The organism is Mesobacillus sp. (assembly GCF_047739415.1).
GTDB lineage: Bacteria > Bacillota > Bacilli > Bacillales > Cytobacillaceae > Mesobacillus.
The window spans coordinates 1-13,481 of sequence record NZ_JBIQOE010000215.1 but is presented as its reverse complement, the minus strand read 5'-3'; the positions used below and the strand labels follow the sequence as shown (position 1 = coordinate 13,481).

General features: G+C 42.0%; 4 protein-coding genes and 1 pseudogene. All 5 read right to left on the bottom strand.

Annotated elements, in window-relative coordinates; genetic code table 11:
• Window positions 1–203: 203 nt before the first annotated feature.
• Window positions 204–9,311 carry a carboxypeptidase regulatory-like domain-containing protein gene (locus tag ACH0QE_RS17035; protein ID WP_415801761.1) on the bottom strand — a complete coding sequence of 3,036 codons (9,108 nt, stop codon included), beginning with the start codon at window positions 9,309–9,311 and terminating at the stop codon, window positions 204–206.
• A 275-nt stretch (window positions 9,312–9,586) separates the two neighbouring features.
• Window positions 9,587–10,321 carry a Clp protease N-terminal domain-containing protein gene (locus tag ACH0QE_RS17030; protein WP_415801760.1) on the bottom strand — a complete coding sequence of 245 codons (735 nt, stop codon included), beginning with the start codon at window positions 10,319–10,321 and terminating at the stop codon, window positions 9,587–9,589.
• A 98-nt stretch (window positions 10,322–10,419) separates the two neighbouring features.
• Window positions 10,420–11,385 (bottom strand): annotated as a pseudogene (locus ACH0QE_RS17025) (DMT family transporter).
• A gap of 236 nt (window positions 11,386–11,621) precedes the next feature.
• A complete protein-coding gene (locus ACH0QE_RS17020; protein WP_415801759.1) occupies window positions 11,622–12,044 on the bottom strand; it encodes an RDD family protein in 423 nt (140 codons plus the stop codon).
• A 24-nt stretch (window positions 12,045–12,068) separates the two neighbouring features.
• Complete coding sequence (locus ACH0QE_RS17015) at window positions 12,069–13,451, bottom strand: M48 family metallopeptidase (RefSeq protein WP_415801758.1); 1,383 nt, start codon at window positions 13,449–13,451, stop codon at window positions 12,069–12,071.
• Between the last annotated feature and the right edge of the window lie 30 nt (window positions 13,452–13,481).

The window sequence follows — 13,481 nt, the reverse complement described above, 5'->3', positions numbered from 1 at the left end:
TATTTTAAATATTAATATATCATAAAAGTACCGAGTTTGTGAAGTGATAAGCATATTGAATAAGTATTTCCACAATAACTTCCCTGTTTTATAAGTGTAAGTATTCCTTAATTATTTTCCCACTCAAAGGTCCTTGAAACTATCCCTATTAAAGAAAAGGCTTCCCTAAATGGGAAGCCAATATCAATTAGTATTCGTGTTCGTTAGCTTGCTTTATTCTTTTTCTCAGGTTTCCCTGTTACAATTACTTTCATTGTTTTTACTGCCTTTGTTTTACCCGCAAAGTTCTCTGCTTCTGCATGCAAAGTATGTGTTCCATTATCAAGATCTAACTCTACTGAGTACGTGCCGTCCTGCCCAGTTTTAACCGAATCAATCAGGAATACTTCATTGCCACGCTTTTCATAAATATTCACGGTCGTTCCCTGTGGTGCTGTGCCTTCTACTAATGCTGGCTCGCCCTTAACCATCAATTCTTCCACTTCCCAAGTTGGTGCTTCAGGGATTTCCTGTACTGTGTCCTTTGACCAGGCAAGGGCATTTACGAATAACTGTCGCCCATCTTGAGTCCAGCCATAGTCAGGTCCGATAATATTTGTAACAGCAAAAGAAGACATCAGCAAATGCATGTGCTCCTTACTCCTGAATTCAAATCCAATTGAATCCCCTTTACTCTCTCCTTCAACAGAAAGGCTCGAAATTGCTATACCTGTATAATTCTTGAACGTCGCATATGGACTTTTCGCCGTGTGGATTTTAACCCGGTCATTTTCATCCAATTGGATCCCGTTGAACATTGGATGTCCATCTGCTGCTTCAACATATATCGCTCCTTCATTATATCCCTGCTGGTCCATTTCCAGACCTCCCGTGACCTCTTTTAATCTTTGGATTGAACCCTCAGCAACGCCCCATGTACCTGTGAATACAAGGCTTGTCTTGTGTTCGTCACTTTCTTTGATCAGCTGTTCAAATTGCTCATTTGTTCCTTTATTTGTATTGACTAGGATGACATCATAATTTCCAACATTCCCGAGGATGTCCCAGCCTTTCTCTTCTGCATACAGTTCCTGTTCATTTAATAAACTTGTCAGGGTACCATTAACATCTCCCAATACTGCCACCTCGAATGCGTTGAGTTCAAGGTTGAATTCCTTATCTTCGGATACAATTTCAACCTCAAAAGCATCCTGCAGATACCCTTCTGCTATTACAAACAAAGTGTACTCGCCAGGCAGCAAATTCTTGAATACATATGAACCGTCTTCTATGCTGGAGCCTTCCATCTTAAAATCCGGCTCATCTTTTGGAACTAGTGTCATCTTAGCACCAGCCACAGGTTCTTTGTCTTTCTTGCCTATAATTACACCCTTCAAATCAGATCCATCGATAGCTTCCATTGTGAAGTTCAAATCGACACTGCTTCCAAGCTCTGCAACTTTAGCTGGCTTGGTTTGTTCAGCAAAGCCTCTTGCCTGGACCTTCACTTCGTAATCACCAATACCAATCCCAAACTTATACTTGCCAGCTGAGTTGGTTGTTGTTTTGTGGTTTGTTCCTTCAATGGTGACAAAGGCATTTGCAATTGGATTTCCCTGACTGTCCTTGACTTCTCCTTTGATCTCACCCTGGCTAGCGGTCAAGGCGTAATTGATGGCATTTAAGTATATTTTTTTAGCATTTTCAGTCCATCTGTCATTCGGATGACCATAGCTGCTAATTTGCAGGGCGGATAGAAGTATATGGACACTACTTGATGAACTGAACTTATAAGCAATGGAGCTGCCAAGTTCTCCTTTAACTGGGTTAGTCAAGCTGGCAAGAGACGTGCCGCTATAGTTATCAAACACTGAATACTGTACACTGCCTTTAGGATTGAGTAGCAGAGGAAGTACATCCCCCTTATTGAATCCCTTGAGGATTGGATGGTTCTCATCGACACGAAGATTTAGTTCCTTATCTACAAAACTATAATCAAAATCTTCAGGATCACCATATGCATCGCTCAAATCTCCAATTGTCCCTCCGTACAAGGCAGTGAAGATAATGCTGACTTCATTTTCATTTGCTTTCTCCACCATCGCCTTGAATCTATCATCCTTCATAGTATAAGATGTATCATTGACGATGATTAATTTATAGTTTGGTATATTCTCGATCAATGTTTCAAATTCTGTATAAGGATGTAAATCAATGTCATAACCATTGTTTTCAAGGAATGGTATGATCCTGTCCTGCTGATAAGGGTTTGCGAGAAGCGCTATTTTTTCAGAAACAACAAGTGAGACATTCAAGTCTGTCTGCTCCCCTGTTGTAATCTCTACAGTCTGGTAAATCGGCTTAAAGCCGGCGGCAATCACCCTTACTTCATATTGTCCTGCAGGAAGTGTTGCTTGATAACTTCCATCCTCACTTGTCTCGGCTGCCACTGGTGTTCCGATTACTTCTACCCTTGCACCAGCGATTGCATCTTTCGTAGAGGCATCGACAATTTTACCAGCCAGGATACCAGAATCGACTGCCTCAACTATGAATTCTTCATTTGTCGCTCGGCCTTTTTTAATCGAAACTGTGAATTCTTTTGGATTGTGGCCAAAAGCATCAACAGTTAAGGTGTATGTCCCTTCCTCAAACGCTGCAAAGAACTTCCCTTTCTCATCACTTTGATAGGTTTTTCCAGTTTCTTTTACAGAAATCGTCCCTTTTACGGGTCCGTTTTCATTCTGGACTATACCAATTAGTTCACCGACTAAGGCCTCTTTCTTCTCGAGTGCCCAGGTTAGGGCGTTATTCAACAGCCGTTCTCTTGCCGGGTCAAATGAATCATTCGGCTTGAATACATGGCTGACGGTCATATTGGCTAATAGAATTTCAACTGAATCAACCGTCCTGCCCTTGTAGGCGACCATGCTTCCCTGTTCCCCGGTTCCTGTATGTGAGAATTCAATGACCGTTGTACCCGAATAGCCGTCAAAACCATAATAATAGCCGGACTTTCCAGGTATTTCGATTGTATCTCCTGCCTTAAAACCTGAAGTAAGAGGATGTTCTTCCAATACTGATCCCTGTGCTCCTGGTTTGTTGTTATGTTCGAATATCGTTTTCGGATCATTATTGTATTCCTGCAAATATCGAATTGAACCGCGTCCCCCAGCCTGGCCTGTCCAGATGACTGATTTCCTGTTTTCATCCAAAGCTTTCTGGAATGCTAAAAACTCTTCTTTTGACGGTTCAAGATTCCTGGCATAATCAGAATTCGCAAAAACAACATCCACTTCATCCAATTTATCTGTATCTTTATAGTCCAGGTTAATGACCTTGTAGCCTCTTTCCTCAAGGTATTGCTTATAAGTCGTTCCTGAAGCTGTTAGGTCCACGATGATTCCCACCGTTGGTGAAGGTTTTAATTTTGCGTTCACGGCAGCTTTTTGGCCGTCAGTAATTTTCAGCTCAATATCCTGGCGTACATAGCCTTCCTTTTCAATCCTGGCTGTATAGTTCCCGGGTTCTACTTTAGAAATGTTATATTGACCCTGGACGTTTGTAATTGCTTCTTTTGGTGCTCCTAAGAGTGTGACTTTGGCGCCTTCAATCGCATTCCCATCTTTTGAATCTTCCACGGTACCTGAAATGGAGCCAACATTTTCTGCTACTGCCATTCCAATCTCCATCGGCTCACTGTCCATTTCTGCCGTCACTTTCATCGTTTTGGCGGCATAACCATAGGAACTGATTTCAATCTCGTATTCTCCTGATAGCAGCGCGATTGTAAAACTGCCATCCTCACTTCTTGACTGAGTTTGGAACGGTTGTCCCTTCACCTTGATATCTGCCTTTAATGGATTGCCTTCTTCATCGACAATCGTCCCGCTAATTATTGGGTATTTGACATTTGCTGCCCATAACACCGAATTAATGAGAAGCTGTTTTCCCTCCTCAGTATAATCCTTGGCACCATGGTAATAAGCAAAACCGTGGCCGCTCAACAGCAATTCAACACTTCCGGCAGACCTAGGCTTATAAGCAACCCCAAGACCATGGGTAACATCTGATCCTTCATGCTTGATCTCCGCCAGTGGATAGCCGCTGTAATCCTTAAAGTAACCAACATAGCTGGCTGCTGGAGTGAGAATTTCAACGATTTCCCCAGTCTTTGCTCCATTAAAAATTGGATGCTCCTCGATGACCTTGTACTGGGCAGCTTCAGTTGTCTTCCTTATCGTTTTGAGCTCTTTCGGATCCTTTCTGTAATTCACCAGCTGCTTAATGCCTCCACCCCAGACAGCATCTCCATAAATCAGGCTGGTTTGCGCATTGTCTGCCGCTGCCATCATTTCATTGGTTATAGCTGATGAGCTTGGGTCATTGAAGAAAATGACATCAAACTCTGCCATTCTCTGAACTAATTCAGCGGGCTGCACATCTAGAACATTTACTCCAATTTCATTAAAAAGAGCTTTGAAGTTTTTCTCGGAAGAATAGTAATCACCTACTACCCCTACTGACGGCATAGTGTGCATCTGAATGTCCAATTCACCCGAATGGCGCGCGACATCGACACTTTGTGTCTGAACGATGTATCCATCCTTACTGAATTTAAGTTCATACACTTCTTCCTCTAAGCCAGAAACTTCATACCGTCCGTTTGCAGCAGTCTGAACTTCTGTAATCGTTTCGCCAGTTGAGTTTTCAACTGTAATATTGACGCCTTGAAGCTCCATACCTGATATGGAATCCATAACAGTACCTGTTAGCAGTCCTTTTTCTGACTCACCTAAAGCGATTTGGACTGTTGCAGCCGCCTCCTTAGCTACAGTAACGGTTTCTGATTTAGACCCCCATCCTTTTGACCTGACTTCAAGTTTGAAGGTACCTTCATCATGAAAAAGTGTGAAGTTTCCGTTGGCGTCAGTATTGGCTTTAACTCCTGTTTCGAGCACTTCGATGTTTGCCTCGACAGGTTCTCCAGCTGCACTGGTCACAGAACCTGTTATTTTTCCGTATTCAGCTTTGTACAGGTAATCAATACTGTTAAACAGGATTTGCTGCTGTCCGCGCAGCCAGGCCTTGGAACTCTCCCAAGGTACAGTCGCATGGCTCGACAATAATAAATGGGCACTGTCCTCGGATACAGCTTTATAAGCAATCCCTGTACCGACAAAACCAAGGTCAGTGTTACCGATCTTCCCGATTGTCCTTCCGGAATACTGATTGAACCAGGCAAAATCTGCATTATTCTCTAAAACATTGATTCTGTCTCCAGGTTTATACCCCTTGAAAATAGGATGTTCTGCTTCAACCTGAATCCTTACTTCCCCGCCATCATAATCATGATCTAGCTCTTTAGGGTCCTGATAGTAGTCTTTCAAGTGGTGGATGGATCCATAATTCGAGCCCCATTGGTCTGTGAAGATAATGCTGACATTATGGACTTTTGCTCTTTCTGCCAATTCTTTGAACTGGTCCTCAGTAGGCTTGATACCATCCGAACCATAACCGCCATTTAGGTAAAGCACTTTATAGCGGCCTATGTCCTCGACAACATCCCAGCCGCGTTCTTCAGCGATAAAACCATTAACATTCAACAAAGTCGTGATTTCACTCTTATAATCATTAAGGACCGCAATATCAATTGGCTTTAATTCGAAGGTTAAGTCAGTACCTTCGCCGGCTTTGACAACGATTTTCATGCTGCCGGTCTTATAACCCTTTAATATGATATCTGCCGTGTAGGTTCCTTCATATATTTCTTCCTTTGCAAATATCCCATTATTGTCTGTCTTTCCCTCAACTGGTGACTGATTTAGGAGGACAGTAGCCCCGTCTACTGGATTTCCGGTGCGCTGGTCTTTTACAAGGATAGATAAAGAGCCTTTAGCTGCTTCCTCAAGTTGATAATCTTTCATAAATTGATATCCTGAAGAAAGCTTTACATTTTCAGTGATTTGCTTTTTACCATATGAAGAAATCCTGATTAAATAGTCACCAGGTGCATGCTTAAGCAAGAAGCCTTCATCTTCATTTGTGTCTACAGATTCCCCTGTTTCTAGCACAGAGACAGAACCTTGAACTACATTTCCATCGCTATCCTTTAATATACCTTTGACAATACCAGGTGAACTGTAGCTTTTTACGCCTGTTTGGTAAGGTACAATAACCTGACCAGGGAGAATAGGGATTCCCGATGTACTATATACCGGGAGACTGAAATCCTTCAATCTTTCACCGGTGTACACATCAATGACAGAAAGGTTTCCGCCTGTACCTGCAAAAAATAATAGTCCATTTGCAGACACAGAACCACTGTTCAAAGTCGTACCCACAGAGCGGTTGTTCCAGAGTTCCTGACCAGTCTTTGCGTCGAATGCGCGTAATACCGGCTGAACGGCTGAACCAATGACGACAATATTTTCATAGACGATTGGTGAGCCAGCTTGAGTATCACCGATCCCTTCTGCCTTCCATTTCTCTTCACCTGTCTTGCTATCCAGGGCATAAAGTGTGCCGCTTTCAGTGTTAAAGTTAGTCCCTGCAAGATATAGTGTGCCGCCAACGAAAACCGGCTTTGATGCAATACCTTCATTTACGAATGTTTTGCTCCACACTTCTGTTCCGTCTTCAATCCTGAGGGCTCTTAGCTTTTGATTATCATAGCTTCCGATAAATAACGTCCCATCTCCGGCACTAGGACCGAAATAGGTAGGTGCGCCAAGATTGACACTCCATTTCTTTTCTCCATTTTCTGCATTTAACGCGGTAACCTTAGCATCTTCTGAAAGATCAGATGAAACAAATAGTGTTCCATCAACAAGCAATGGAGATTCATAGATAGCCTTTGCCCCAACAACTGTGGTCCAAATAATGCTTCCGGATTTAAGATCCAATGCGTAAATCTTCCCGTCTTCTCCTCCTGAAAGATAGACAGTATCACCATCAATTGTCGGCGAAGACCTGTTCGTGCTTCCAATTCTTACAGACCATTGCTCCTTGCCTGTAACCGCATCAAGTGCTACAACGTAACCGCTGTCCGTGACAAGGACAACTTTGTTATTAGCTGCAGCAGGGGTAGAAAAAAGAATCTTCCCTTTACCCGAAGTGTTATACTCCCAACTTTCCTCTAAGGCAGCCAGGTCAATTGCATTTGGAGAAACAGCATTTCGTTGATTGTTGCCGTTCGCCATAGACCATTCTTTATTTAAAGTGGCAGAGTTACTTTTCACCTTAAATTCAATGGAAGTATCCGCATTAACCTCCAATTCTTTTGCCAATCCATCTATGCCTTCACCAGATAACTGAAGGACATACTGACCGGCAGGCAAATTCTTTAGTTCAAATGTTCCGTTTGCATCTGTCCGATATATTGGCAGCGGTGTGCCTTTGACTCTTATGAATGCATACGGTACAGGTTTCTCTGTGCTGTCAGTTACTTTTCCAGTTACACTAAATGTTTGGGCATTCTCCAATACCCAATTTACAGATAAAGTTTCGCCCTTTTTCAGCTCGATTTTTGTTTCAAAATCCTGATAGCCAAAAGATGTAACCTTGATTTTATGGCTGCCTTCCCTGATCTTGAATTTGAAATCTCCGCCTTTTCCAATATTATAGGAAAGGCCTTCTTCCTTTATTTCAAGTTTTCCAGCCAGCGGCTTGCCATCCTTGTCTGTCAGCTTGCCGGTAAGCTCACCAGCGAAAGAAGTTTCGGTGACAGCCTGGTAAATATTCATGATTCCTGTGCCATAGGAATCATTTGGCAAAGTTCCCATGTGAGGCTCCACTCTGGAAGTCTTCTTCAGTGTTTCTTTTATCTGGTCAATTGTCAGGTTTGGATTAGCCTGCAACAATAACGCTACTGCTCCAGTGACATGTGGAGTTGCCATGGATGTACCGCTGATTGTGTTGTACTTCCCTTCATTCCTTTTAGCCGGCCAGGCTGAATAAATTTTGTGGCCTGGTGCAGAAATATCAGGTTTTATGATCCGCTGCTCATCACCGTTTTCATCCTTCCAAAAAACCGGGCCACGGCTGGAAAAAGATGCTGTCTGGTCATACATATCAGTTGCGCCAACTGCAAACGATTCGGGGAAGCTGCCCGGTGAGCCGATTGTTTGTGATCCAGGGCCATCATTCCCAGCTGCAAAAGATGGAAAGATTCCTGCTGACACCCAGGCCTTTACATCTTCATAGAATTCAAGGTTATAAGTATTGGAATTCCCCCATGAGTTATTGACTACATGAGGAGCCTTTGATGGGTCACCACCTGGAGCCATGAACCATTGAAAAGCTTGATGAATGGCAGATAGAGTCGTAGAACCCCCATCGTTGAAGATTTTTGCAGCAATCCATTCTGCTTCAGGTGCTACTCCAATTGGTTCACCGCTGCCGCCTCCGACTGCTGTGCCAGCTACGTGGGTTCCATGGCCATGTCCATCATTCGGTGTGTCATAGCCCTGGCCTGATAAATCAATCCACGAATATTGATGATTGCCATCCCGGCCGCGATAGTTTTGTTTAAGAGCTTCATGATTTCCGTCTACACCAGAATCCATGATCCCAACAACGATACCTTCACCTTTTAGACCGTATTGACCCCATACCTTTGTAGCATAAATCTTCTCTAGTCCCCATTGAGGCAGTCGCGGTGGATTTTCTTCCACCGTCACCTCAGGCAGGCTGAGTGTTTCATCGAGCGAGATTTCCGCTATATCGTCACGGTTCTTAAGTTCTTCAAAAGCCTCTTTTGTGATTGAAGCAGTAATCCCATTGATGATCCAAAGAGAATCCTTCTTTTTTGCTTTTCCTTTAGTTTCCAAAGCAGATAGTGCCTGCTGGATTCCTTTTTGAGAATTGTTCGCTTTTTCTTTGAGGTGATCCTGGATGGCTTTGATTTTTTCTGCGCGGTTTTTCTTTGCTTTAACCTGGGGATAAATCTTGCTGAGGTCTGGTTGATCATTCATCCTGATGATGACATTAAGTTCTTGTTCCTTTTCAAAGGCTTTAAGTAGAGCAGCCTCTTTTTTGATTTCAGTAGCTGTTGCTTCATCCCCTTTCAAAGGTGGAGGATCAATTCCCAATCCATCTAAAAGCTTTGTCAATTCACCACTTTCTTCCGATGGACTTTCTTGTTCTGCTGCTTTTTCAGAAACAGCGGCCTGTTCACGCTGTTTTTCCAGTACGAGTTCTTCTTCCGAAAAACTCTTGGGTTTCTGTTCAGCTGCGAAAGACAGCTGGCTAATAAACGATGAAAAAATCATCAGTATCACTAACATGACTGCCGAGAACTTCCTTAAGGTAACCTTCTTTTTTCTAAGCATTTCTTGCACCCCCTGATAATTTGATTACCGAAGAAATACTGCATAATTTTGTAAAAACCTTTTAATTTATTGAATATTAATACTATTCAGATAAAAATGAATACAAAGTATTACTATTTTTGTAATTTATAGGAAATTAGTAGCGGTATATAAACAAGAAAAAAGACCATAAAAATGGTCTCTGATTCTAGTTTTATTTAATTATCGGAATGACTTTAGCGTTACAAGTCTTCTCATAAAATTCGATTGGTCCGGCATCATCAATGATAATATCTTTATAACCTTTTCTTTGCATGCTTTCCAGGGTTACATGCAGCAATGATTCCCCAATACCTACAGCTCTTTTTGTTTTTTGCGACACCCATTGGTCCAAAACATCCGGGTTGATGAATATCAAATGCAGCAAAGCCAACGATCTCCCCTGAGTGGTCTTCAGCGATATAAATAGACGGATGCTTGCTCATCAACGCGTGTTTGATAGAATGAGTCCAACGGTTACCAAACTCATTGTTTATGAACTGAATTAGCCTTTCGGCGTCGCCATCACTAACCATCTTAATATCACTGTAAAGTTTTTTCGGTGGACTGTAACCTGCTAGATCTAAATGCATATCCCTAGAAACTGTAGCTACACTTAGAAGGATGTTTTTCTGTTCCTGAGTCAAAAGCATTTCAGTTTGTCCGCTCTTGATTAATGCTTTCAGGACATGCCCTTCGTTTAGATAAATTTGATTGTAGTTCCTCATATAGCTAATTGCTTGTTCAATCACTAGATTTGTAGATGCACTGATTGGAATTTTAAAAGGTTCGCAGATTTCAAAAGAAAGGTTTTCATGACTCGGGATATATGGTTTCTTCATAACATCAATGTCGATACCGCTTTTTTGTTTTGCCTCTTTAATTGGGGAGGAGCCATCATCCAAGCAGCCAAGCAAAAGATGCTCAGGCATCAGGCATGGGCTACCCGCCTGTTTGCACTCCTGTTCTGCTATAGCTAAAGCTTTTGCCATTTGTTCGTAAGTTTTACATCCGTTAACTCCATTCTTTCCCCCCCTAATAGTTCTATAGGATTTATATTAATATCTAAGCTTGATGGCGCAAACCAATTCTACGCGCTGATTTTCATTTCCCCTTCTTTTCTCCTTATTGTTGAATAGCTGTGAAGTGCCATTCCGAGCATGACGAGGCTGATTCCGATCCAGGATAATGGAGTTGGCAGAGGCAGTGATAAGATAAAAACTTCCCCTGCCAAGGCAAAAAGCACCTCCGCTGCCTGGGTTGCTTCAACGGCAGCAAGCTTCTGCATATTGCCCCTCACTAAATCTGTAGCCTTAAAGAATAAAACCGTCGCTATCACGCCAGAGGTGATGGCTACTAAAAGGGTCTGGAAACTTTGGTTCATTGTAGGAGCACCCTCCGTCAAAAGACCAAATAAAGCTTAAAGTAGCCAGAATGGCAGACTGGCCAGCGTCATTCCAAGGACACGTTGATATGCATCAAGATTGCCGTTGGTTACTTCCATCATTTTTCTATTTCCCAATGGATAGGCGAAAGATGCAATAAATACTGGGATGACTCCGAGAAAAACCATTTCGATTGGTATATGCCTTGCATGCTCAAGTTGCATAAGCAGTATCCCTGCTAAAATGATTACAGACATCCCGAGTCCACTAAAAGGTATTTTTGCCCTGACAGTTACTAAACCTTCATTGGTCATTTTGGTTTCATAAAATAAGGGACTGAGCAAAGCACCTGATATAATCGTGATCTGCCATGTACCTGCAATCAACCAGCCGGGTGAAAAGGCGGCGGCATATGTAAGGGGTGCATAGAACAAGACAAAGCCAACGAAGCTCCAAAGGAACCATGGATATGGATTCTGTTTAATATTCTGGATTACTGGCTTTAAATTCCCCCTTGCTGCCACAATCGCCAAAAGAAATGGAACCATGAATATGTATCTTAGTGAGGCACTCCATATCCAGCTGCCCCCAGATAATTCCATAGATTGATTCAGGACAAAGGTGAAGGCAAAAAAGAAGGCCGCTAGAATGCCTAATAAAATTGGTCCCATTAACACAATTCCCCCTAACACACAGACTCTATTCGTAATCTTTATAGCTAGCACTCTAAAAGAACCAGCAACTTATTCAGACTTTTTGCCGCCATTCGGTTGAGCACAACAGCATTCTTTTCTTTTAAAGTACTTAATATCTTCTTCCATTCTTTTTAACAATATAACATATGAGTGTGGAAGCATCACCAAATTTTCCCACAAAAAAGACACCTGGTATTCCAGGTGTCCGAATCTTATTGTTCATACTGTATTTCATTTGGTTTTTCATAAGTTACATATGTTCCTGCAATGAAATCATGTATTGCTCTTTTATCCTGACGCATACCTACCATGAAAGCACTGACAATAGCAGCCAGCCCTAATGTAAGTACATAAACAAGTCCTCCGACGATTGTACGCATAAGCATCGTACCGAAGCCAAGTTTTTCCCCGTTAACCTTCGCGATTCTCACACCGACAATTTTCTTGCCTACTGTATATCCTGACCACACTACAGGTACAAGCACCGAGTAAAGCAGATTCACTGAGAAAGTAAAAGCATTATCTTCCGCATTACCTGTTATTAAATAACTAATAATCGCAAGAGGCACTCCGATAATTAATCCGTCTAAAATTGCTGCACCCAGTCTTACCCAAAAGCCAGCTGGTCTGTTCATTGAAATTTCCTCCTAGTTGTTCATTTATTTTAACAAATCTGCGATTTCTTGCTCACCTGCTTGCAAAGCGTGCATCCTCGCAGTCATACCCGAATAATCTTTCAACTGGATGTCTGCCCCCAGCTTTATCAATAGTTTTACTGTTTCAATTTTTCCACTGAATACAGCGTAGGTCAATGCTGTATAGCCAGCACTCATTTCTTGATAGTTTGGGTCACCGCCAGCATCATGCAGCATTTTGATCATTGACGCAGTCCCTTTTTCAGAAGCAGTCATGAATGGTGTCATGCCATAATCAGATTCGAAATTTGGGTCGGCTTTTAAATCTAAAAGCAATTGAACCATCTGGATATTGTCATCCATAACAGCCCAGTCCAGTGCTGTGTATCCATTATAGTCTATCTGGTGGATATCTTCCCCATTTTCTATTAAGTTATCAACCTTCTTCGTATTTCCACTGATAACTGCATCAATTAACGTAGATACCTCTATGTCTTCTTCATAATATTCCTCTTCTTCAAGGAATGCTGTACTGACCTCTTTAAAGACCATAACTCCGCCAACCAAGGCCAAACCAGTAAGCAAAACTGACGTAGCCAAAAAAGCAAACAGTCCTTTTGTTTTTTTGGAATGAATTATGACTGAATCAGTCTCACCAAAAAAGGCACTGACTTCATTTATTCTTTTTGGAAGCGGTGGATGCGTGGATAAGATTTCTGCCAGCCAGACCACAAATCCTTTTTCCTGATTGATTTGCTCGAGGTATTCTGTTTTATTCACACTTCTGAATAAGACTTTCCCAATTGCCAGCATAGTAAGTCCGTTTTTCGCGGCTGCAGGATTTCCAGTATAGAAGGCCGCATAGCGGTCACAAGTATACTCACAAGCGCGCAGATACATTTCTGCAATCCCTGGTATCCACATGGATGGAAGGAGGAACATCATTTTGCCAAGGTGATTCCGTTTTATATGAGCCAATTCGTGGGCCAGAACAAATTGAAGCTCATCTTCGGCATTTTGTTCAATAAGTTCGAAAATTTCGGAGTAAACAACGATCATGTTTCTTCCGAAGAAGCGCGTCGCAAAAGCGTTCATTACGCCGCCAGATTGCATTACGTATATATCAGGTGTGCGCTTTATTCCCATTTTGACACATAGACTTTCAACCGTAGAGTGGATAAGCGGAAATTGATTTCCGCTTATTTTCACTGCGTTAAGCCGAATTTGACCTATCATCAATGCATGAAGCAATAATGATATCAAGAGGAATGCAGTAATAATAAATATACCTACAATGGATAAAGCAAAGAGAATGTAAGAAGCAATACTAATACTTAATACAATCCAGAAATATTTATTCTCATTTTTATGTACCAGATTTTTCTCGTTAAAGGCTTCTTCTGTCATTTCCCAATGTCTCCTTAATCACAATTATAT